This is a genomic window from Streptococcus sp. D2, assembly GCF_006385825.1.
GTDB classification, from domain to species: Bacteria; Bacillota; Bacilli; order Lactobacillales; family Streptococcaceae; genus Streptococcus; species Streptococcus shenyangsis.
The window spans coordinates 169387-193289 of record NZ_VFSI01000001.1; the positions used below are offsets into that span (position 1 = coordinate 169387).

The following is a 23903-nucleotide window of genomic DNA, read 5'->3' on the forward strand; positions in this document are numbered from 1 at the left end:
CTTCTTTTTCTCGGTTAAACAGTTTTTTCTAAACTGGTTATTTAACCAATTAATTAACCAGTAAATAGTTTACCTTTTTTAAGTTTATCTGTCAAGATTTTTATATCATTTTAAAAAATAAAAGCCAGTATTGCTACTGACTCTTACATCATTTTGATTTAATAGGATAAACTTATGCTTCTGGTTTCGTCGTTACTGACTCACTACCTTTTTAACAAAGCAAGTAATTTTTCTGCTTCTGCCATGATACCATTATTATCCATGGTTTGAAGACTCAAGTTATTTCGTAAACCAGCTAGGGTTTCTGTCGCATTGGCTTTCAAACCAGCATCCGTTACTTTATCAAGTAAAGTTTCTACTTCTTTAAGCTTGGCTTCTACTTTTTCAGTCTCTACTTGAGGGACTTCATCTTCGTCTGTTTTATCTTTAGACTCCTCCGCTGTCTCTTCTTCATCAGTACTCGGTTTATAAAGATTATCTACTGAAGGATTTAAAGCAGCGTGATTCTCTTTTTCATCAGATTCAGGGCGAGTTGGCTCACTTACTTCATCATGTTCCTTATTTTCATTATGTTTACCGTCTTGGTCTGCCTTATTTTTACGAACATGGTCGCTGGCATTTCCCCAACCATTATCTGAGTGAGGACGTTCTTCAGGATGTTCAACATAATATTTTACAGTCGCAAAGAGATCCTCAAGGCTATAACCCTTAGGTGCTTCATAGAGTCCTTCGTCAAACCAACCAAATTTAATATTATGGTAATGGTCGTAATGAGGTATAATTAAGCTACCATTTTTAACTTCAACAGTATGTTGTAGATTGTAAGGAATATGATCAAGTGGGACCTTCTTAGCTGCTTTCACTTTATTATAGATTGCTTCTACTCCTTTAACCTCAGTATTTCCTGAACCCTGATTCTCTGTTGAAGGAGGTGTCAAACCTTTCTCTTTAGCATAAGCCTGGGCTGCCACTCTTTCAGCTTCAGACAAGCTCTCTTTCTTAATCCAGTGACTATGGCTCATATGTGGAGTTACATAAGCATCTCCCTCATCACTGGTAATATCACGAATGTCAAAGATATAGCCATCTTCTGTTGTATACTTACCTGCTAATTTCGCTAATTTAATTTCATCGTCTGTATAAGCAATTTGAGAATTTGGCTTACCAAGACGTTCTGGATGGGTAATTGGTGCTAGGAATGCCAATAAATCATCTACCAATTTTCCTTTATTAGAAGATTCATCATTCAAGCGCTCTGCTAATTTGTCTAAGGCTTGGAAATCAGAAGTACGACCCTTATTTTCATACAAGGCTTTATGAGCCTCGGCCAATAAATTATATGCTTTATCATAAAATTCTTGGTCACGAGGAGCGACATTTTCTTTCTTCGCAACTAGGGCATGTGTCTCTTGAGTTTTCTTAGACAAGAGATTTTCAATAGCGTCAACCTTATCCTTAGCCAAGTCTTTAGCTAGAACATAACGACTGACTCCCTTATCCTCGAAAATATAACCGTCGCCAACTTTTCTAACAACCTGATTGACATCAAGTTCAGTCGGTTTATTTTCCACTGGTGCTAGAGGTTTGGTAGTAGGAGCTGGTTTCAGAGGAGTAACACTTGGCAAGACACCGCCATTTTGTCCCTTAACAACTATCATACGAGCCAATTTTTCTTCCAGCGGTGACATTTGTGAATAAGGAATAAAGTGATAATGGTCTCCATGAGGCACTGCAACACCGTTAGCTGTACGTTTGATAATTTGTGCCGGATCAAAGACTAAGCCATCCGATTCCACATGTCGTTCTGACAAAGGTTTGGCATACAATTCACGTAAAAGTGTTGGAATATCTTCCCCTTGATTTTGATGATAAGTTGGAGTGACAGTCAGATTAGGAGTCTCTGGCAAACTTGGTTGAGTTGGTTTAGCATTATCACTACTTGGTTTACTTGAACTTATAGCAGAATGTGAGCCCTGTTTACCATTCCAATAAGCTTGAGCAGCAGCTAATTCTCCTGCTGACAAATCACTCTTAGGAATATAGTGGAAATGATTGCCGTGAGGGACAACAAAAGCATCACCTGTATCTTCAATCACATCTGTCGGATTAAAGACATACCCATCATCCGTTGTATAGGCGCCTCCAGTTCCTCGATTTGGTGCCTGCGTATTGAGATTAAAGTTTGGTTTAATCGTTGAACTTGGTGTTGAACTTGTTTTCTCAGGGCTACTTGGCTTCGTATTATCAGAATGACTTTGAACTGGCTGACCTCCAATTGGCAGATTTCGAGCCAATTTTTCTTCCAAGGCAGACATTTGTGAATAAGGAATGAAATGGAAATGATCTCCGTGAGGAACTGCCACACCATTGGCAGTACGTTTTGTAATCTGTGCCGGGTCAAATACCAATCCATCAGACTCCACATGACGTTGGCTAAGTGGCAAGGCGTACAATTCTTGAAGGAGACTAGCTAAATCCTCATTTTGACTCTCAGGAGCTTTGGCAGAATCTTGAGAAGCCTCAGATGGACTCGTTCTCATACTAAATCTTCTTTCAGCTCTGCTTGAACGGTATTCAACCGTACTTAATTGACCGCCTTTTCCAGATAAGAAGGCTTGGGCAGCGGCTAATTCACTAGCAGACAAGTCACTTTTAGGAATATAGTGGAAGTGATTGCCATGAGGTACGATATAGGCATCACCCGTATCTTCGATGATATCAGATGCATTGAAGATATACCCATCATCCGTTGTATAACGTCCTTGAGCTCTGGCTGCAGCAACAGCATTATCTGTGCTTGCATTATGATTATGACTATGTTCCTGCTTCTGACGTTTAATCTCTTCTTTTGTACGAATATTGTCCGCATGAGCCGCATCTTTAAGGTAAACATAGTATTTCCCGTCTACCTTAATCACATAGCCACCCTTGATTTCATTGACAATGTCTGAATCCTTCAACTGATAATTCGGATCTTTCATGAGGAGTTCTTCACTGATGATGGCATCATAAGGAACCTTCCCATTATAGTAATGATAATGGTCTCCATGAGAGGTCACATAGCCTTGATCCGTAATCTTGATAACAATTTGTTCGGCGTTGATTCCCTCTCTTTTACTGACTTCATCTGGTGTCAAATTTTCTGCCTTTTGACCAGCCTGATCACCATCTATATAAGCAACTCGATTCGAATCTTTCTTAACTTGTCCAGCTTGGTAACGACCAAGCTCGTAGGAACAAACACTTAGGGCAAGAACTGCCACTGAACCTGCTACATATTTTTTATTGATTTTCATTCTTTCCTCATTTCAATTCTTCTGCTAGAACACTCATATTTTCTTCAAGATTTTCTAGATAAGTCTTGTCATTTTGTGGGTCAGCCTCTAAAGGATTCAGAGTTTTAAGACCCACACCTGTTGATTTGACAAGAGTTTCAGCTACTTTTGAAGAAGCGTTACTTTCTGTAAAAATCGTTTTAACCTTATATGTTTTAACAAATTCCTGAATTTCAGTTAGTTGTCTTGGACTTGGTTCTTGTTCAGGAGAGATACCTGCAATACCCAATTGATTAAGTCCAAATCGCTTAGCTAGATAAGAAAAGGCTGTATGTTGTGTTACAAAGGTTTTCTGACTCGCTTTTTCAAATTTAGGTTGGAATTTCTTAGTCAATTCCTGAGCTTTTTTGATAAAGGCTTGCGCATTTTTCTGGTAAGTTTCTTTATGCTCACTATCCACCTCTGAAAGTTTGTCAGCGATAATTTGCGCTTCTTCGCCAGCTTTTTCTGGATCTAGCCATGTGTGAGGGTCATAGAGCGTTTTTTCATCAACTCCATCCCCTGCTTCCACATCTTCTAGCCCTGGGACGCGGTCTAAAGTCATTCCCTCTGAAGCCTCTAAAACCTTGACTTTAGATTTTTTTAGATTGGGATCTAAACTTCCTGCCCAAGATTCGAGCGTATGAGAATGATAAACAAAGACGTCTGCATCATAGATGGCCGCGATGTCATTTGCTGAAGGTTCAAAGGAGTGAATCCCACTACTTGACTGAATCATCCGAACATCATTCAAATCACCAGATATCTCTTTAACCATAGAGTAGATAGGATAAAAACTGGTCACAATTTTCATCCCTTTTCCTGTTTGGCTTTCCTTTTGACCACAAGCCCCTAAACACAAAAGAAAGACACTTAACAATACTAAAAATAAACTTTGTTTTTTCATGGATAACCCCTTAACTATTTAATTAACTGGTAAACAGTCTACTCCTAAAAATTTAATCTGTCAAGCTATTTTTAGAAAAATTTTGAAATTTCTTTCACATATAAAAATCTGCTGAGTTTCAACAACTCAACAGATTCTCACTTTATATACTCAATGAAAATCAAAGAGCAAATTAGGAGGCTAGCCGTAGGTTGCTCAAAACACTGTTTTGAGGTTGTAGATAAGACTGACGAAGTCAGTCACATATATACGGCAAGGCGAAGCTGACGTGGTTTGAAGAGATTTTCGAAGAGTATTATTCTTCTATGGTAGAATGTTTATAGCCATAAGTAAAATAAATAATACTTCCTATCAACAAAGCAATGAGGAAAGCAACCCAGGTTTCCACATTATACTGCAACATAAATGATAGACAAATAATGATTGATAAAATCGGTAATAAGGGTACCAAGGGTGTTTTAAATTCTCCAGATTTGGGCATCCCCTTTTCTTTCCGTAAACGAATCAGGCCGTAAGCTAGCATAATCAAGTAGGCTAGGGTACAAATATTTAAGAAAGCTGCAATACTAGCTAGTGGGAACATTCCTGCTGCTACTGCTGAAGCTAGACCTGTCAAGATAGTAGCATTTTTGGGTACCTTACTTGTCTTGGTTAGTTCTTTAAATACAGCAGGCATTAATCCGTCACGTGCTAAACTGTAAATCATACGTGATAGGGCATAGGTCATCGAGATACAAACCGTAATCAAGGTCAAGATAGCCACTAATGACACATAGTTAGCTGCCCAACCAATCCCAACGCTACGAAGAGCAAAGGCAACGGCATCGTCGACATTTAGATGACTATAGTGAACCACACCAGTCAAGACAAGCGTCACCAAGGCATAAAGAATGGTTACGATAGAAAGCGATAAGACAATTCCTCTAGGAATATTTTTTTGAGGAGTCTTAACTTCATCTACAGCCATAGAGATGGATTCGAAGCCTAAAAATCCAAAGAACATCAAGGAGGCACCAGCCATAATACCAGTACTAGCGCCATATATTTGTCCAAAACCATAAGGAGCAAAATTGCTCCAATTATCAAGTTTGATATGCCAAATTCCTACTAAAACAAAGAGAGCTAAAGCGGAAAATTTCAAAATAACTAAAATAGAATTAAATCGTAAAGCTGCTTTAGCATTGAGTAAAACAAGCGATGTCACTAAGGCCAATACAAGAATAGGTAATAAATCAACCAACGTCCCTGCTTGAGGATTAAAGGTACCATTTAAAGCACGAGGAAGGGCTATCCCGTATTGAGAGAGCAAGCCTTTAAAATAAGCTGCCCAACCCGAAGCCACACCAGATATGGCTGTCATGAACTCCATCATGGTTAACCAGCCAGCCAACCAAGCTGGAAATTCTCCTAAAATAGCATATAGATAACTGTAGGCACCACCCGTAGCAGGTACTCGTGAAGCGAATTCTGCAAAAAAGAGAGCTGATAATCCCACACACAAGGCAGAAATAACAATTGAAATCACTAGCGCTGGACCAGCAAGTGTTGCAGCTGCAGTACCTGTAATTGTAAAGACGCCTGTCCCTACCATGGCTCCGATACCCAGCAAAATCAAATCCCATAACTTCAAATGCCTGTGCATCTCCGTTTTATCCAAACTTACATTCTTTGTTCTAAATATATTCATATTTCTCTCCAAAATAAAATGATGATTCTATTTTACCATAAATATAGGAGATTTGTGAATATTTATAAAATGTTTTTCTAAAAAAATCTGACTACATACTGTAATCAGATTTTTATCTATTCTAGTTCATTTCTTTAAATGCTGCTTCTGCATCCGCGTTGCTGATAACACCAAATTGAATCTTTCCAATCTTTCCTTGACTATCAATCAGGTATTCTGTAGGAATGCTTCGAATTTGATAAGCTTGGAAGGTAGTTGCTTTGGTATCATAAAGTACTGGGATATCCTTATAACCTTGATCTTGGAACCATTGTGGGAATTGCTCAACAGTTTTTTCACCTTGAATTCCTGGTGCAATGACACTAAGAATTTCGAAATCGCGATCTGGTTTTGCAGCCAATTCCATCAACTCAGGCATACTTTTCTTACATGGACCACACCATGAAGCCCAAAACTTCAAGTAGACTTTTTTACCCTTATAATCAGATAACTTAACTTCTTTACCATCCATGGATTGCAAGGTGAAGTCTGGAGCATCTTTTCCAACAGCAATTTGTTGTACGGACGTTTGTTGTTGCTGTTTTGGGGATTGTTGTGGAGCTTGAGTTTTTTTAGTCTCTTCCTCACCACAGGCCATCAATACAACTAATGACAGAAGGCTTAAACCAGCAAACATTATTTTTTTCATCTTTTTCTCCTTTATTCAAAAATTCCAGCTAGAACATTTACTTGTCCTAATAGTAACAAGATTCCCATTAAAATAATAAGGAAACCACCAATTTTCTTTAGTAGCATCATATGACGTTTGATTTTACTAAAATAAGGCATTACTACACCTGAAGCTAGAGCCAAAACCAAGAAAGGAATGGCCATCCCCAGAGTGTAAATAAGAGTATAAATAGCTCCTTGCCAAGCACCATTGCCTCCAGAAGCCGCAAGCGCTAAAACAGAACTTAAAACCGGACCAATACAAGGTGTCCAACCAAAGCTAAAGGTAATACCAAGTAAAAATGCTGACCAATAACGATTGGATTCTGATTTCTTGAAAGTAAAGCTTTTTTGAACCTCTAATTTCTTAAAATGAAAAATTTCCATCTGGTGAAGTCCCAAAATGATAATAATTGTTCCCATAACATATCGAAACCAATTTGCATAGAGAATATTACCAAAGTAACCTGCACCAAATCCTAGGATAAAGAAAATGAGAGAAATACCTGCAATAAAGCAAAGTGTTCGAATCAAACCTGACCAGAGAACCTTTCTCCCAAATAAAGAAAAACTTTTTGCGCTTTCCTGATCATCCAATAAAATCCCAGCATAAACTGGCAAAAGAGGAAAAATACAAGGAGAAAAGAAGGACAAGACCCCTGCTAAAAAAACGGAGATTGAAAATATTATCGTTTCCAATAAAGAACCAACTTTCTTAAGAATTTAAACCTATTGTACTATAAATGTTAAAATTTGTATCAAGTTTGCTACGGTTAGCTGTATTCACTATGACGTTATAATGAATTTGACCTAAAATAGTACACCATGGTTTCTATAGCAGATTGAAATAAAATCTAGAGAAATCAATTAATTATAAAACATTATTAGAAATTGAATTGAATTTCGCATTCAAGGTGTTCGGTTTTTTCATTTCACTATAGATAAAAGAAAAAATTGAAGAAAATTGTCCAAAGAGCCACTTTTTCTTCAATCTACTTTTACTTATTTTAATAAGTTCCTTCTTCACCTTGACTAGTCAAGATAACAGGTCCATCTTTTGTAATGACAAATTGGTGTTCATACTGACATGACAATCCACCGTCAATGGTCTTATGCGCCCAACCAGTCTTCATATCTGTATCAATTTCCCAGTCACCAGTATTGATCATTGGTTCAATGGTCAGCACCATTCCTTCACGGAGACGAAGCCCACGACCAGCAATACCATAGTTAGGAACCATTGGTTCTTCGTGCATAGTTGGGCCAACACCATGACCAACCAAATCACGCACTACACCGTAACCACGACTTTCAGCGTATTCTTGAATAGCCGCACCGATATCACCGATACGATTTCCAACAACAGCTTGCTCAATCCCCTTATACATGGCTTCTTTAGTTACATCCATCAGATTTTTCACTTCTTCGGACGGTGTACCTACAGCATAAGCCCAACATGAGTCTGCTAAACCACCAGAATAGCTCTGAGTGTATTTTTTCATTTGTTCAACATTGTTAAAGTTTAATTTTGAGACATTCAAATCAGATTTGGCAATTGGACCTCCCAAAACCATGTCAACCTTGAGCAAATCACCATCTTTCAAGATATAATGACGAGGGAAAGCGTGAGCCACTTCATCATTAAGAGAGCAGCAGGTAGCATAAGGATAGTCCATCATGGCACCGTCAACCCCAATCTGAAGCGGAAGGAAATTTTCTTCCTTACAACGACGGCGAACATACTCTTCTACTTCCCACATATCAACGCCAGGCTTAATCAAATCACGTAAGCCGATATGAATACTTGCTAGAAAATCACCAGCCTTGTCCATAGCTTCGATTTCACGAGCTGATTTTAATGTTATCATTTTTTCTCCTAGTTTCTAATTAATTTTAACAGTCACATTTGCTTTTGAAACAATCTGATGACCATGATAAATATCGTAATCAATAATGGCTGATCGTCTAGTATGATGGATAATGCGTGCTTGAATGCGCAGTATATCATCTATCTGAACAGCCTGCAAAAAGTAGACTAGCATCTGCTCGATAATGAGATTGCGCCCACTATTCACAACTAAATCTTGGGTCATGTGAGTCAAGATTTCTGCCAATACACCATTAGCCAAAACACCATTTTTCTCTAGCATAAAGGGTTCCACTGTAATGACTACTTCATCATGGTGATAAGAAAGTTTTTGACCAATCTGCTCTGAAAAAGTTGGTAAAGCAGAGACTTGGGATCGACTCATCTTCTCCATGACATCTCGTCGTGTCACAGCTCCAAGCAAGGTTTGATTATTCCGAACAACCGGTACCATTTCAAAGTCTTCTGCGATCATCCGTTGACTCACATTGGCAATATTTGTCGATAATCCAACTAAAAATAGACTACGAGACATGACCTTGTCAATTGTGGTGCTTGGTGACTTATCACCAGCGTCTCTCATGGTTACAACACCAACAACAACCTGATGTTGATTAATAACTGGAAAACGACTGCTTCGATTCTTACGTACCAAGTCCAAATAATCTTTAACGGTGTCGGTCTCTCTCAGAAAACCATATTCATGACTCGGACGGTAAAGTTTCTCAACTGTCAGAATATCAGTCTTGATTTGAACATTTGACAAGGCTTTATTAATCATGGTCGCGACAGTGAAAGTGTCATGTTTGCTTCTTAAAACTGGAATCCCTTTTTGATTGGCCAGTTTAAGCACATCATCATGAACATGAAAACCACCTGTAACCAAAACGGCATTTTCATTTTCCAGCGCTAGTAATTGGATACGGGTCCGGTCTCCGACAATCAAGAGTCCCCCATCATGAAGGTAAGACAAGATATTTTGTTCAGTCATAGCACCGATTGAGAACTTACTAAATTCTCTTTCTAAACCTTCTTGCCCAGCCAGAACCTCAGAAGAAGTCACTTCTGCAATTTCAGCAAAAGTTAATCTTTCAATAGCAACTTTCTGAGATTTAACACGGATAGTACCACTTCTTGGACGAGTCTCTACAATTCCACGATTTTCAGCTTCCTTGATAGCGCGATAGGCCGTTCCATCACTGACTCCCAGATGGTTGGAAATACTACGAACACTAACCCTCTTTCCGACAGGTAATTCTTCCAAATAGCTTAGAATTTCCTGATGCTTACTCATTGAATTCTCCTTTTACATACCGAAATTCAAGATAATCCCGCATTTTTCTTGTGTAGCGATCACTTCCCTTAAACTGACGGAACAAACTAAATCCAGACTTAAGGGCAACCTTTTGACTTGCTTCATTTTCGAGGTGGGTAATAATGGACAATTGTTTTAAACCAAATTCTTCAAAAGAAAGTTGACAAATTTTTCTAACAACCTCTGTCATAAATCCTTGCGACCAAGCATCTTTTCTCAAAAAATAGCCAAGCTCTGCTTCTTTTTTGATTTCATCTAACTTCTCAAATTTAATAGAACCAATCATTTGTTGATTTTTCTGGTCACAAATTGCCCACACTCCCAAAGGGGACTTCATAAAGTAATTGGCCAGTGCATATTGACTTTCTTCCAGACTTGCCTGAGTTGGGAAAATAAATTGAAGATTTTCTGGATTTGAAGCTATCTGGTGGAAGTCCTGACTATCACTAAAAAAGAAAGGACGCAAATACAAGCGATCCGTTTCAAAAAAAGAAAACATTGCTAATTTGGTCCAAATATTCATAAACACCTCTACGGTTTAATCCTCAACAAGTGTAATATCCGCTCCTAGATTACGTAATTTTTCAATAATATCAGAATAACCACGTAAGATAAACTCGATATTTGTAATTTCAGTTTTACCTTCAGCCATGAGCCCAGCAATGACTAGTGCAGCCCCAGCTCGTAGGTCGGTCGCTTTAACACTTGCCCCACGCAAATCACGTCCACCTGTATACAAAATATGACCATTTGTTGTCGAAATGTCCGCATCCATCTTTGCTAGTTCAAAAACATGATTTACACGTTTTTCGTAAATCGTATCGACAATTGTACCACGACCATTCGCTCTTAGTAAAAGTGGGGTAATCGGTTGTTGCAAATCAGTTGCAAAGCCTGGGTAAGGAGCTGTCTTAATATTGATTGCTTTCAAATTAGACTGCTCTTCGACAAAAATGCTGTCTTCAGATACAGTCATTCTCACTCCCATTTCTTCCAGCTTAGCAATAAATCCTTCTAGGTGTTCGTAAAGAACATTATTTATACGAATCCCCTTGCCGACTGCAGCAGCTAAAGAAATATATGTTCCAGCTTCGATACGGTCTGGAATCACCTGATGACGGGTTCCATGTAATCTTTCAACACCATCAATAATGATGATATTAGTTCCTGCACCACGGATATGGGCACCCATATTATTCAAGAGGGTAGCTACATCAATAATTTCAGGTTCACGGGCTGCATTTTCAATAATAGTACGACCATTCGCTTTAACCGCAGCAATCATCGTATTAATCGTCGCACCGACACTAACTGTATCCATGTAAATACTTGCACCGTGAAGTCCTGTATCTTTGGCAGATAACTTCATGTTATCTCCCTCGTAGCTAACAGTAGCCCCCATAGCTTCAAAAGCCTTAAGGTGTAGGTCAATCGGGCGAGGACCAAGGTCACACCCTCCAGGCAAGCCAACTGTGGCTTCACCAAAGCGACCTAAAAGACTTCCATAAAAATAATAAGATGCACGAAGACTATTGATTTTTCCATAAGGCATTGGAATATTTTGAACACCTCTTGGGTCAATCTCCAATACATCGTCATAACGCTTTACAGTAGCTCCCATCAATTCCATGATTTCGACAAGACTGGCTACATCCGAGATATCTGGAACGCAATCCAAAGTCACCACATCATCAGCCAATATAATAGCTGGAATTAAGGCCACAACGCTATTTTTAGCACCACTAATAGTGATTTCACCTTGTAGTGGTAATCCACCATTGATAACAATTTTTCTCATTCTAAGTTTTTAATACTCTTTCAAGATTTCTAATAAGGTCTTTAAAATAAATTATATCATAAATGCAACCTTTTTTCCATCCTTTTCAATTTTATAGTTGCTTAGTTTTAAACAAAAGCTATGATATATAGTACTGATTTTAAGCAAGGAGCATTAGATTACATCAAAGAGGGACACCGCCATGTCGAAGCATCTAAAGTTTTTGATGTTGGCGTCAGAACTCTCTTCACGTGGGAAAAGAAAGACGCAAACAAGGACACTTAGAGCGGAGAAAGCGAGTCGTCAAAAAGCGGAAGATTACTTTAGAGGAATTGAAAGCCTTTGTAGAGGCTCATCCAGACACTTTTTTACGGGAAATTGTGGCACATTTTGATTGTGTTGTTCCTTCAGTATGGGCAGCTTTAAAGCAGATTCATGTCACTTTAAAAAATGACGACTAGCTTTAAGGAAAAAAATCCAGAGAAAGTCGCTGAGTTTCTTGATATTTTGGATAACCTAAAAGATTTACCAGTCGTATATATTGATGAAACAGGAGTCGACCGCTACTTCTATCGTCCTTATGCACGGGCTCCTAGAGGGGAAAAAGTCTATGAAAAGATTAGCGGACTTCAATTGTTGCAGGACAAGTAGACGGAGAGTTTATAGCTTCTATGATTTACAAGGAAAGTATGACGAGTAATTTCTTTGTGGAGTGGTTCAAAACGCAACTTCTACCTGTTTTGAAGAGCCCTCATGTCATTGTCATGGACAATGCTAGTTTTCATCCTAAGAACATTTTGGATGAGCTTTGCATTCAAGATAAGAACTTTTTCTTACCTCTACCACCTTATTCACCAGATTTGAATCCTATTGAGCCAGCTTGGGCTATCTTGAAAAAGAAAGTGATGGATTTATTAAGGGAAGTTCCAAATATTTTTGAATGTTTGAAACGCTTTTTTAAAACTAAATGACTATAAAAGTAAAAAAGCTTTAAATCAAGGAGTTTAGACTATTGATTTAAAGCTTTTTGCTTATTCCTAATCTTTTGTAGAATACTATTAGCCATGTACAAAAAAATCCTATTTCTATAAATGTGTAAGAAACTATTACCTTATTAGCTAAGTACCTCACCAAAACCATCCTTCATTATCGTCAATGGCTTGGGCTTCTTTGCGTTTTCGTGGACCTGTTCCGTACATTTCTGCTTCGATCTCTTCCTTGGTTGGCATGATAGAAGCTAGGATGATATAGATAATCACGCCAAGTCCAAAGTTTGCGACTGTAAAAATAGCAAATAGAAAACGAACAAGGGTAACATCAAAGTTCCACTTGTCTGACAAACCTGCCAGAACTCCTGAAATCATACGATTTCGTCTCATTTTATAAAATTTACTGTTCATGATATTTCCTCTTTCTGCTAGGTTAGTCATAGTATATCACGGGTAGGCTCGGCTTTCATCAGTCCTCAGGCTGATTTACTAGTAGCAATTTACCTCGACAAAGTCCACAGCGATAGCGTTTGGTATCAATCCTTCGCTTGCGATGATAACTTTGCTGGCAGGATTGGCAACGATAGAGCTTGCTTGGCTTGGCGTTACTATTGGGCAAGGATGGAACAAAGCGTAATCCATCCACTGCTTTCAAAAGTTCCTTAAAATCTAGATCCTTGTGTTGATAGCCCTTCCCTTGAAAATAGAGGTGATAATGACAGAGTTCATGTCGGACAATTTTCCTAAAAACATCCAACCCCAATTCCTGATAAACTTTGGGATTAAAATCCAAATGCCCATCTTTTGGGAAAAACCGCCCACCTGTCGAACGTAGACGCCTATTCCACTGGACATGATGGATAAAAGGTCTGCCGAAGTCTTCTAGTGAAACCTGTTTAACGTAATCAGTCAGTTTCATTTGGAGCGAGAAGCGACAGATTGACTTTTTCACGTTCAGTATCGATTTTCTTAACCCAAACCGTTACCAAATCTCCGACTGACACCACTTGGCTTGGGTGTTTGATAAATTTGCGACTCATATGCGAAATGTGAATCAAGCCGTCTTCGTGAATTCCAATGTCAACGAAGGCACCAAAGTCAACTACATTACGCACCACACCCTCTAGCTTCTGACCAACCACTAAATCCTTGATATCTAGGACATCTTGGCGAAGCACAGGTGCGTCAAAGGAATCACGGAAATCTCGACCTGGTTTGAGAAGGTCTGCAATGATATCTTTAAGGGTTTCTGGACCAAGGTCTAGCTCTTGCGCCATATCTTTGATTGAAAGGGACTTGAGTTTACTTTGGACTTCTTCATTCAAGTCTGTAATGTCCAAACGTTTGAAAAGTTCCTTAACGGCGGCGTAATTTTCTGGGTGAACTCCTGTGTTATCAAGGATATTGCTACTTTCAGGGATACGGAGGAAACCAGCTGCCTGTTCAAAGGCCTTGGCCCCCAGACGAGGAACTTTCTTGATTTGGGCGCGTGAAGTGATTTTTCCCTCTTCCTCACGGTATTTGACAATATTTTCAGAAATAGTTTTATTAAGTCCAGCGACATGGGAAAGAAGAGCTGGGCTGGCTGTATTGACATTGACACCGACTTGGTTAACCACTGTATCGACAACAAAGTCCAGACTTTCAGAAAGTTTCTTCTGGCTGACATCATGCTGGTACTGGCCGACACCGATTGACTTAGGATCGATTTTGACCAATTCCGCAAGGGGATCTTGCAAACGACGGGCGATAGAGATGGCTGAGCGTTTTTCAACGGTCAAATCTGGAAACTCCTGACGAGCAAGTTCGCTGGCAGAATAGACAGAAGCACCACTTTCATTGACGATAACATAGCTAACTCCTGAGAAATCTTTCAGAACTTCCACCACAAAAGCTTCACTTTCACGACTGGCCGTTCCATTTCCGATAGCAATAATCTCTACACCGTATTGACCAATCAAGTCTGCCAGATCTTTCTTAGCTTCTTCGATTTGACGAGCAGAGGCTGGTTTGACAGGATAAATGACCTGAGTTGTCAGCATTTTCCCAGTTGCATCAACGACAGCTAGCTTGGCACCTGTACGAAAGGCAGGGTCAAATCCAAGAACCACGCGCCCTTTCAATGGAGCAACCAAGAGGAGATTGCGCAGGTTGTCAGAAAAGAGTTGGATAGCTCCTTCTTCTGCTTTTTCAGTCAATTCTGTCCGAATACGGCGCTCGATAGCAGGCAAGACCTTTTTCTTAACCGATTGCTGAACAACTTCATCAATATAGGCGTTTTTCACCTTAAAACGAGTTGCAAAGAAGGCAAGGATACGGTCCGTCGCATGTTCAAAACCGACCTTCAAGACACCTAGCTTCTCCCCACGATTGAGGGCTAAGGTACGATAACCTTGCATATTTCCAACCGTCTCTGAAAAATCATAATAAATCTGAAAAACCTGCTTTTCATCAAGACTTTCATTCTTGACTTGAGAAGTGAGTTTAGAGTGTCTCAGCACCTCCTGATAAGTCATGGCGCGCAGTGTCACATCTTCCGATAAGGCTTCGACCAAGATATCAACTGCACCAGCCAAAGCTTCCTTACCAGTCATAAATCCTTCACAGACAAACTTCTCAGCTTCTTTCTCTAAGTCAGCTACATTCTGCAAAATCAGGCGAGCAAGAGGAAAGAGTCCTGCTTCACGGGCAATTGTTGCCTTGGTTCGACGTTTCTCCTTGTATGGAAGATAGAGTTCTTCAACATCTGCTAGTTTTTCGGCAGCTAAGATAGCTTCTTCCAATTCCTTTGTTAGCTTTCCTTGTTCTTGAATCTTAGCCAAAACAGCTTCCTTACGGTAATTGAGGTTGGTCAGGCTTTTATCCAAGTCAATAATGGCCTTAATCGCCACCTCATCCAGACTACCAGTCATGTCCTTGCGATAACGCGCGATAAAGGGAATAGTCGCCCCTTCGGCAGTCAAACTTAGAACAGTATCAATTTGCTTTAACGTCACTCCCAAATCTTGGGAGATTTTTTCATATTTTTTATCCATGAATCTATTATACCACAAGCTAAACATTTCAAATTAGCTCTTACAATTTTAAAACATAAGTTGGTGAATAAATTTGCTTCATTTCAATATTCTATTTATTGAGAAGGTTGCAATTTAATTCTAATAGTTTACAAAAGAATCTATGAGTAATTTCACTGTTTTTATTTTTTACAAAACGCTTTATAAAGCTATTTGTTGAAGTTAACGAATCAATTTTCAGAGCAAATAAAAATCGCAAGCCTAAGCCTGCGGTGGGGATAATCTTTTTTGAAATTTTTAAACAAAAAAGGAGCATTTAAGCTCCCTCCTTTGAAATAACGGACACTTGGCTGGTCGGTGTACCCAGCATCTCAGATACCTTTTTCAAGGTGCGGCAGGAACCTTTCTGCCCTCAAATGTCTCTCGTTAACTTTATTCTAGCACTATCTACTTTTTTGGTCAAGCTTTCTCAATCTACCAGACTTGATACGACTTTGTAACTTGAAATCTTGTAAGCGATACATGGTCGGAACATAAAAGAAATCGCCGCTTTTATGTAACTTGATGGCAACAAGAACATTATCATCAAATCTTTTTACGTATTCAAAACTAGCATCTTTCTCTCGTGGATTGACCCCAACGAAATCTGGGTTCCTTAGTATGAGTTCCAGGTCTTCAATATGATGAATCACATCATTGTGATGGCGTTTTATCATATGGCTTCTCAAACCGTCTTTGTTGACCTTTATGTCGCTCGCTTCAAGAACAATATCAAAAAATTTTTTACTTCATCGGTAACCTGACCGATTTTTTAGTGTTCCATCATTTCCTCCGTTATTCCACAACTATTATATCACAATTATGGTGTATATTAGGATATATCAAGCTCTATTATTCGTTAGATACTCAATTTTAACTTTTTCCTTTTCCCAAAAATAATAGTATAATAGAGGTAGAATTTAGAATCGAGGTACACCTATGGCTGTAAAATTTACAAAAACGGACGACTTGGATAAGATGTTTGAGGAGTTTGCGAAACTCCCTGATTTGAAACAAGTTACTTTCCCTGATGACAAAGAGAAAAAAGCCAAAGCAGAAAAGAAAAACTAGATGACTGCTTTCCAAGAACTCCCATCTAGTGTGCTTCAGACTGGGGCTATTTTTCTCTCCATTATCATTGAAGCCCTTCCCTTCGTTCTGATAGGAAGCATTGTCTCAGGGTTAATTGAGGTTTATATCACACCTGATAAGGTGTATCATTTTCTCCCTCGAAATCGTTGGGGGAGAATCTTTTTTGGTACCTTCGTCGGGATACTTTTTCCCTCTTGTGAATGTGGAATTGTCCCCATTATCAATCGTTTTCTGGAAAAGAAGGTCCCCAGTTACACGGCTGTTCCTTTTCTTGTAACAGCACCTGTTATCAATCCTATTGTCCTCTTTGCGACCTATTCTGCCTTTGGCAACTCCTTCCATGTCGCTCTGTTACGAGCTCTTGGTTCCATTCTTGTAGCTGTGATACTTGGGATTTTTCTGGGATTTTTCTGGCAAGAACCGATTCAAAAAGAAAATCGGTTGGCCTGTCATGAGCATGATTTTTCTCACTTAAGCCCTGCAAAAAAAGTTTTTCAGGTCTTTGTGCAGGCCATTGATGAATTTTTTGATACGGGACGTTATTTGGTATTTGGCTGTCTCTTTGCTTCTATAATACAGGTCTACGTTCCGACTCAGATTCTGACCTCTATCAGTGCAACCCCTATTTTTGCCATCCTGCTCTTGATGCTTTTGGCCTTTCTTCTTTCGCTCTGTAGTGAGGCCGATGCCTTTATTGGGGCCTCTCTACTCTCGAGTTTCGGTTTGGCACCAGTTCTGGCCTTTCTCGTCATTGGCCCAATGCTGGATATCAAAAATATTCTCATGATGAAACATTACTTGAAAACACGATTTATCAGTCACTTCATTACGATTGTGACTCTTGTCGTCTTAGTCTATTCTCTCTTGATTGGAGTCATCCTATGATTCGATTTTTAGTTTTAGCTGGCTATTTTGAATTGACCATTTATCTTCATCTGTCAGGCAAATTAAACCAGTACATCAACATGCACTACTCCTATCTGGCCTATATTTCCATGGTACTTTCCTTTATCCTAGCAATTGTTCAATTGTATATCTGGATGAAGCAAGTTAAAACCCACAGTCATTTGAACGGTCGATTGGCCAGGGTGACAAGTGTTGCGCTTCTGGCTATTCCGATTGTCGTCGGTTTAACTTTCCCAACTGTTAGCTTGGATTCTCAGACTGTTTCTGCCAAAGGATATCATTTCCCCTTATCGGAAGGAACGGATCAAGCCATCCAGACCAGTGAAGGGACGACAAGCCAATACTTGAAACCAGATACCAGTTCTTATTTTTCAAAATCAGCTTATGAAAAGGAAATGAGAACGGCGGCGGATAAATACTTGTCCCAAGATAGTATTCAGATCACTAATGAAAACTATATGGAAGTCATGGAGGCTATCTACGACTATCCAGATGAGTTTGAGGGTAAGACAGTCCAGTTCACAGGCTTTGTCTATAACGACCCCAGTCATGCCAATAGTCAATTTCTGTTCCGCTTCGGCATTATTCACTGTATCGCAGATTCTGGTGTCTATGGATTGCTGACAAAGGGAAATACCCGTCAGTATGAGAACAACACCTGGATAACAGCCAAAGGAAAACTGGTCAATCACTACCATAAAGAACTCAAACAAAATCTCCCAACCTTGGAAATCGACAGTTTTACAAAAGTCGATAAACCAGAAAATCCCTATGTGTATCGAGCTTTTTAAGGAAAGTAAGATAAAAACGAACAAGTTCTTCTTCTGAATGACAGAAAAAGAGCCTGTTCGTTTTTTGTTATCTGAGTATTAATGATTTGTAGATTTAAATCTTATACCATTTCCAGCAATACAAGTACCTCATAGAGAATAAGAGAACCACTCATTAATTAGACTAGCGATTTCTTTAGGTGCTTCAGTATAAAGCTCATGGCCAAAGTTCTCTAGAAGAATAGTATCAAAATAGTCTGGCAATTCTTTTAGGTTTTCCTCTCTCCATGTAGCTTCATTAGGATAGCGAGGACTGATAAACAAAGCATCTCCCACTTCTCTCTTAAAAGCTTGGATTTTTCTTCGTAGGCGGAGTATCGCTTCTATATTTTCATATTTTATAGCTAACTCATATCTATTATACTCCGCATCCCAGTTATAGGACTGTCTTGCGGCTTTCTCCATATTTTCTGACCAATGCTTTGCTTCGGATTTTTCTTTAGAAATAAGAAGATTTAAGTCCGAAACGACTTGAGATTCAATATAGTTTTTAGTTTCCTCTAACTCTGTATCTAAAGGTAAAATCTTATCTAAATCTAGATAGCCACCATCCAAAAGAATCAGTTTTGTCACTTCATAAAATTCCGATGCAAGATAACGCGCCAAATCTCCTCCAAGAGAATGACCTATCAGACAGATAGATTCTTCCTCTACAATCTCATTTTTAAACCATGATTTCAATTCTGTTTCATCTCGAAGACGCTTTTCATATGGATTTAGAAAGTAAACCTGCGAATCTAGTTCTTGAAGAAAATCCTTGCTATGATAGACATTGCTTCCCAAACCGCCAATAAAATATTTTTTCATTCTCTACTTAATACTATGCTTATTCATCTTTTGCTCAAAGATAGTCGTGATAATTTGACGCAATTCTTCGCGTTCTTTTTCTGGAATCTCACCACTTGTTTGAGCTGCAGCGTAGAGTTCAGGGTGTTCAATTGAAATACGTTTAATCGTACGTGTCGTAGCATGTTTTCTGACAAAAAACGGAATTCGCTTAATCAAGTCTTGTGGTACTAGCGCAAGAATCTTCTCAGCAGTTTCCTTGTCACTAATCTTAGACGTCGTAAGTCCCTTCTTAATCATTTCCTGTTCTTTTTCTGTAAAATCTTTTAATTCCATTCGTTCAGTCCTCCTATTTTCTTTAAGTTAAATTATATACCAATTGTAGCAAGACGACAAATAGTCTGTTTGTAAAATGCTCTCTATACTACAATTTTCCTGTCACTCTTAATTGCTCTTTAGTAAAAAATCACAAATCCTTTTGGAGAAATCACAAGCTGATTCTCTAATTCATGGCAATTGCTTGCTAGTGATACTGTTTCTTTCTCTACAACACAATCTTCTGTTGATTGGTTGAATATAGCTTTGAGAACCTGTCCTTCGTATTTCCATTCCAAAGCTACTAGATCTGGTTGGATTTCTTTTAGGCTATACTTGCCATGCGGAATGATTTCTGACGCATATTTTCTAATATTAATCAGCTTCTTCATGAAGCTCAGCATATCATGGTCACTTGATACGCGTTCCCAAGGCATACAACGACGACAATCTGGGTCTGGACCTCCGGTTAAAGCTACCTCTGTTCCGTAATAGATGCAGGGGGTTCCTTTTTGTAAAAAGAGAAAGGCTAGAGCTGATTTGACAAGTTGAACATCCTCATTTGCCGTCCACAAAATACGTTCTGTATCATGCGAATCTAGGAGATTAAACATAACTTCTGAAATCTGCTGCTTGTAATACATAGATTGGCCATTGATTTCATCGATGAACTGGTCTGTCTTCTTAATTCCTCGTAAGAAATACTCTTTGATGCTATCAGATAAAGGATAATTCATGACCGCATGGAACTCATCTCCATTTAGCCAAGGCTGAGCAGTATGCCAGACTTCTCCTAAAATATAAAGATCAGGCTTTTTAGCTAAAACTGCCTTGCGAAAATCCTTCCAAAACTGATGGTCAATCTCATTAGCCACATCCAAACGCCAAGCATCGATATCAAACTCTTCAATCCAATAAGTCGCAACCTTTAAAAGATAGTCCTTGACCTCAGGATTGGCTGTATTTAGCTTAGGCATATAGTCCTCAAAACCAAAAGCATGATAGGGTAACTCTCTCCTATTGGCTAGCTTATCAGTCGTCACTGGGAATTGTTGGATATGGAACCAATCCTTATAAGCGGACTCCTCACCATTTTTGACAACATCTTGCCATTGAGGCGATTGCGAACCAATATGATTAAATACAGCATCCAGCATGATTTTCATACCACTCTGATGAGCTTGCTCGACCAGCTCCCGAAAGGTCTCCTTGTCTCCAAAATGACAGTCAATTTCAAAGTAATCTGTCGTATTGTACTTATGATTGCTCGTAGATTCAAAGATAGGACAAAGATAAAGTCCAGTAATGCCCAAGTCTTGCAAATAATCCAGATGGTCTATAATACCTTGTAAATCACCACCAAAGAAATCATCACTCTTAGGTGTGAGAGATGAGTCCCAGTCTAAAGTCCCTTCTGGGTTTAATCGAGTATTTCCATTAGCAAACCGCTCAGGAAATATCTGATACCATACCGTATCTGAAATCCAGTCAGGAACCAGGCATGCATCAATCTCATGTATATAAGGCAACTTAAATCCATTTCCAATAGCATGAAGATTTTCTAGAGAATTTTCCACGCAGCCTTTATCGCCGTACAAAATGCTCTGGCCCTCTGTATCCGTGAGTTCAAAGAGATACTGGATACGTGCAAAGTCAACGGACACTTCAACTTGCCAATAGTCAAATAAGGCATCAGAAGTTATCTTGGCCATTTCTTTTGTATCCTGATAAAACTCCTCCATAAAGATAAAAGGATCACCGTAATGCAAGTTGATACTTCCAATGTCCCCTTTCTTAGTTCGAATCCGAATATGAAGTTTCTTATCCTTATAAAGATAGGCATATTCCGACTCTGGTCTGTGGTAAATGGCACTTAATTCCATCAATTTGTCTCCTAAAGTTTTAATTCAATTTTACGCAAACGTTTTCATAATTGTGATTCTAGTATACTACTTTCGTATTTTATTTTCAAGGCTTGTCCGTAGATTCTAGTGGTTTGGTTCTATAAATAAAAAAGCAGCCAGTCTTACAACTTGCTACTTTCCAAATGATGATTTACAAATGTCTTTCCAGCCACTCAATTTTTTTAAAATCCTTATTGTTATTGTGCTCATTTCGATAAGAATCTTGGGAAGAAGCCTTGTAAATACTTAAAAACTGTTCCAAACTTGGAATGCGAAAAGTGATGTTTTCGAGATGAATCAACTCTATATCCGATTCCGAAACTCCTGCAAAATCAGGTAAAGAATCGATACTTCCGAATTCAATACTCAGACCATCTTTTTGGAATTCATGCTCATGAATATCTATTAAGGCGTAGCCTAAGTCTTTCATCACTTTCATTATCTTGTCCCACTCATAAATTCTGAGATGATCAGGTGCTTCCCAACCTCTAGGATCACCAGGCACATGAATGTCAATGTCAGACGGCCTCCATTCTTCATTTGAACGGTATTCAAAACCCAAGGACCCCATGAGCGTCGGAGTGATTCCGACTTGGTTTAAATGAGAACAAATTGTTCGAAATTCATCAAATAGAGAATTCATTCCTCCTCCAATCGTTGATATAGAACTTAATTTCGTTGTGAATAATAAACTAATTTTTATCTTTTACTCTTTCGGTTTTGAAAATACTTCTACTCGCTGAGCTAGGACTTTGATTTCTACAGGTAGGTTATCGGATTTATCGCCATCAACATCTGACTCCAATTCACTATCTGAAGAGATCTTAATATTACGCGCTCTGATATACTCAATATTATCATTGCCGACAACATCTCCTTTTAGTAAATCAGGAATAACGGATAATTTAGAGAATATAGAAGCATCTTTTAGAATCAAAATATTGGCATAGCCATCTTTATTTTCTTCAAAGATTTTTTTGTCAGCGAAGTAATTTGTCAAGAGAACCAAAACATGACTAGCTTCACCAACATAATTTCCATTTTCTGTCTCAACCTTAATGTTAAAGACCTGATCCGTCATGACAGACTTCATAGTATTTACAGCATAGGCTAAAATACCGAATTTTGTCTTGTCCTCGATTTCAACATTGTGAATCGCCTCAGGAAGAGAACCGATACTAAAGATATAACCAAAATAATTGTCATTCGCTTTACCGATATCAATCTTATTAGTTAAGTTAAAATCGAGTTCATCAATCGCCCCATCGATGTCTTGATTGATTTCCAATAGTTTTGTAATAAGGTTACCCGTACCGCCTGGGATAATACCCAACTTAGGAACGTAGTCTCTCTCAGCAATACCCGAAATGACTTCGTTGACAGTCCCATCTCCACCAAACACAACCACTGCATCGTACTGCTCACTAGAAGCTTCCTCAGCAAAATGTGTTGCATCCAGCGCCTTTTCGGTAATTTTGGTTTCCACGTGCTCAAAGTATTCTTTTGCTTTATTTTCCAGCTTATCTTTGTAATCCAAAGCCTTCTCGCCACCAGAAGTAGGGTTGATAATTAACATTGCCTTTTTCATTGATTTTCTCCTTAATATTCGTTAGAAATCTTTATATTTCATTATATGAAACTAAATGTACCCCTATTATACAATGAAAACTCAGAAAAAAGAAATCTGACGTACTGGAGATTAATACGCTTTTATTCTATTTTCCCATCTAATGACTACATCCTTTAAGGGGTCATCTAAGTAAGAAAAGGCTTTTTCCTTGATCAAATCAGAGATACCGTAAGCTGCCAGTGAGATGGCATTTCTTATCTCATCTTCGAAATCTCTACTTTCAAGAAAAGCAATAATGGCTTGAGGGACAGTTTCTTGACATGTTTCGTTAAAACGATAGTTAGGGCGGATTTCATCTAAAGTTTGAGATAGATTGTAGCCGTATTCCTGCTCAATATAATCCTTAATCTGTCTTTTGCACTCTGTAGGATTGTCATTGATTGGTTGCTCATAATCTCCACAATAACCTCCAAAGTAATAACGACACAGAAAGATAGCATCAGTTGTCGCCATGGCTCCTTTGATACCTTCTGGATGATTATAGGTGACTTCTGCTGAAAGTCGTGCAAGCTTTCTAGTTGATGGTGTCATACCTGTTCTTGCACAAAAGCCACAGTCCATAAGCCAAGCACAAGGAGAAACACGCATAGCAGAGCCATTTCCAAAGCTATTATAAGGCTTACGATTGTCACTATTGATCCAACTACTAAACCGAGCACCGTAGCCCGCATCGGGATACATTTTGCCGTATTTCTTCATAGCATCAATAAAGTCATCCTCCAGACCACCATTAATGATGGCTTCTGCCACAGCACAGGTCATAACCATATCGTCTGTGAAAAAACAATCTTTCCGAAATAAAGGAAAGTTCTTCGTTTTGATA

At 38.8% G+C, this 23903-nt stretch carries 22 protein-coding genes and 1 pseudogene; 4 read left to right on the forward strand and 19 right to left on the reverse strand.

The features are described from left to right. Positions 1-203 precede the first annotated feature (203 nt). From FJR73_RS00695 to FJR73_RS00735, 9 genes are all read right to left on the reverse strand, one after another. The gene (locus tag FJR73_RS00695; protein WP_140832724.1) at positions 204-3296 is read right to left on the reverse strand and encodes a pneumococcal-type histidine triad protein; all 3093 of its coding nucleotides are present in this window, start codon (positions 3294-3296) and stop codon (positions 204-206) included. 7 nt (positions 3297-3303) lie between these two features. After that, on the reverse strand, positions 3304-4221 hold the full coding sequence (gene adcAII / locus FJR73_RS00700) for a zinc-binding lipoprotein AdcAII (protein WP_125450960.1): 918 nt from the start codon (positions 4219-4221) through the stop codon (positions 3304-3306). Positions 4222-4516: 295 nt separating this feature from the next. Further along, on the reverse strand, positions 4517-5908 hold the full coding sequence (locus tag FJR73_RS00705) for an APC family permease (RefSeq protein ID WP_140832726.1): 1392 nt from the start codon (positions 5906-5908) through the stop codon (positions 4517-4519). A 121-nt stretch (positions 5909-6029) separates the two neighbouring features. Next, positions 6030-6596 carry a thiol-disulfide oxidoreductase-associated lipoprotein SdbB gene (sdbB, locus tag FJR73_RS00710; RefSeq protein ID WP_125450962.1) on the reverse strand — a complete coding sequence of 189 codons (567 nt, stop codon included), beginning with the start codon at positions 6594-6596 and terminating at the stop codon, positions 6030-6032. Positions 6597-6607: 11 nt separating this feature from the next. Beyond that, entirely contained in the window at positions 6608-7315 is a 708-nt protein-coding gene (gene ccdA2, locus FJR73_RS00715) for a thiol-disulfide oxidoreductase-associated membrane protein CcdA2 (RefSeq protein ID WP_125450963.1), read from the reverse strand. A 308-nt stretch (positions 7316-7623) separates the two neighbouring features. Further along, positions 7624-8484, reverse strand: a complete 861-nt coding sequence (locus FJR73_RS00720; protein ID WP_000631543.1) for a methionyl aminopeptidase — start codon at positions 8482-8484, stop codon at positions 7624-7626. Positions 8485-8499: 15 nt separating this feature from the next. Next, on the reverse strand, positions 8500-9777 hold the full coding sequence (gene spxR, locus FJR73_RS00725; RefSeq protein WP_101784921.1) for a CBS-HotDog domain-containing transcription factor SpxR: 1278 nt from the start codon (positions 9775-9777) through the stop codon (positions 8500-8502). Next, positions 9770-10321, reverse strand: a complete 552-nt coding sequence (locus FJR73_RS00730; RefSeq protein ID WP_140832728.1) for a GNAT family N-acetyltransferase — start codon at positions 10319-10321, stop codon at positions 9770-9772. The genes spxR and FJR73_RS00730 overlap by 8 nt, the downstream gene beginning before the upstream one ends. A gap of 15 nt (positions 10322-10336) precedes the next feature. Continuing rightward, positions 10337-11596, reverse strand: coding sequence for a UDP-N-acetylglucosamine 1-carboxyvinyltransferase (locus FJR73_RS00735; protein WP_001227091.1), 1260 nt, complete (start codon positions 11594-11596; stop codon positions 10337-10339). A gap of 120 nt (positions 11597-11716) precedes the next feature. Here FJR73_RS00735 and FJR73_RS10200 point away from each other — a divergent pair. Further along, positions 11717-12546 (forward strand): annotated as a pseudogene (locus FJR73_RS10200) (IS630 family transposase). Positions 12547-12702: 156 nt separating this feature from the next. Here the strand turns inward: FJR73_RS10200 and FJR73_RS00760 are convergent. From FJR73_RS00760 to FJR73_RS00775, 4 genes are all read right to left on the reverse strand, one after another. Beyond that, on the reverse strand, positions 12703-12975 hold the full coding sequence (locus tag FJR73_RS00760; protein WP_001085044.1) for a PspC domain-containing protein: 273 nt from the start codon (positions 12973-12975) through the stop codon (positions 12703-12705). Positions 12976-13033: 58 nt separating this feature from the next. Beyond that, a complete protein-coding gene (locus FJR73_RS00765; protein ID WP_140832738.1) occupies positions 13034-13483 on the reverse strand; it encodes a SprT family protein in 450 nt (149 codons plus the stop codon). Then, the gene (locus FJR73_RS00770) at positions 13470-15599 is read right to left on the reverse strand and encodes a Tex family protein (RefSeq protein WP_140832740.1); all 2130 of its coding nucleotides are present in this window, start codon (positions 15597-15599) and stop codon (positions 13470-13472) included. The genes FJR73_RS00765 and FJR73_RS00770 overlap by 14 nt, the downstream gene beginning before the upstream one ends. 422 nt (positions 15600-16021) lie before the next feature. Continuing rightward, positions 16022-16294 carry a hypothetical protein gene (locus FJR73_RS00775; RefSeq protein ID WP_235888712.1) on the reverse strand — a complete coding sequence of 91 codons (273 nt, stop codon included), beginning with the start codon at positions 16292-16294 and terminating at the stop codon, positions 16022-16024. 262 nt (positions 16295-16556) lie between these two features. Between FJR73_RS00775 and FJR73_RS10300 the strand changes: the two genes are divergently transcribed. The 3 genes from FJR73_RS10300 to FJR73_RS00790 are packed head-to-tail and all read left to right on the forward strand — an operon-like array spanning position 16557 to position 18406. Further along, positions 16557-16688, forward strand: coding sequence for an SPJ_0845 family protein (locus FJR73_RS10300; RefSeq protein WP_004234728.1), 132 nt, complete (start codon positions 16557-16559; stop codon positions 16686-16688). Continuing rightward, complete coding sequence (locus FJR73_RS00785) at positions 16689-17594, forward strand: permease (protein ID WP_140832742.1); 906 nt, start codon at positions 16689-16691, stop codon at positions 17592-17594. After that, positions 17591-18406 carry a TIGR03943 family putative permease subunit gene (locus tag FJR73_RS00790; RefSeq protein WP_140832745.1) on the forward strand — a complete coding sequence of 272 codons (816 nt, stop codon included), beginning with the start codon at positions 17591-17593 and terminating at the stop codon, positions 18404-18406. The genes FJR73_RS00785 and FJR73_RS00790 overlap by 4 nt, the downstream gene beginning before the upstream one ends. Positions 18407-18535: 129 nt before the next feature. Here FJR73_RS00790 and FJR73_RS00795 read toward each other — a convergent pair whose 3' ends face one another. The 6 genes from FJR73_RS00795 to FJR73_RS00820 all read right to left on the reverse strand — a co-directional run bounded on the left by FJR73_RS00795 (position 18536) and on the right by FJR73_RS00820 (position 23902). Next, the gene (locus FJR73_RS00795; RefSeq protein ID WP_140832747.1) at positions 18536-19252 is read right to left on the reverse strand and encodes an alpha/beta hydrolase; all 717 of its coding nucleotides are present in this window, start codon (positions 19250-19252) and stop codon (positions 18536-18538) included. A gap of 3 nt (positions 19253-19255) precedes the next feature. Further along, on the reverse strand, positions 19256-19567 hold the full coding sequence (locus FJR73_RS00800; RefSeq protein WP_000420556.1) for a hypothetical protein: 312 nt from the start codon (positions 19565-19567) through the stop codon (positions 19256-19258). 119 nt (positions 19568-19686) lie between these two features. Continuing rightward, a complete protein-coding gene (locus FJR73_RS00805) occupies positions 19687-21429 on the reverse strand; it encodes a glycoside hydrolase family 13 protein (RefSeq protein ID WP_140832749.1) in 1743 nt (580 codons plus the stop codon). Positions 21430-21601: 172 nt separating this feature from the next. After that, entirely contained in the window at positions 21602-22093 is a 492-nt protein-coding gene (locus FJR73_RS00810; protein WP_140832751.1) for a phosphoribosylanthranilate isomerase, read from the reverse strand. A 63-nt stretch (positions 22094-22156) separates the two neighbouring features. Then, positions 22157-23038 carry a diacylglycerol kinase family protein gene (locus FJR73_RS00815; RefSeq protein ID WP_140832754.1) on the reverse strand — a complete coding sequence of 294 codons (882 nt, stop codon included), beginning with the start codon at positions 23036-23038 and terminating at the stop codon, positions 22157-22159. Positions 23039-23149: 111 nt separating this feature from the next. Then, on the reverse strand, positions 23150-23902 hold the full coding sequence (locus FJR73_RS00820) for an ADP-ribosylglycohydrolase family protein (RefSeq protein WP_235888713.1): 753 nt from the start codon (positions 23900-23902) through the stop codon (positions 23150-23152). Between the last annotated feature and the right edge of the window lies 1 nt (position 23903).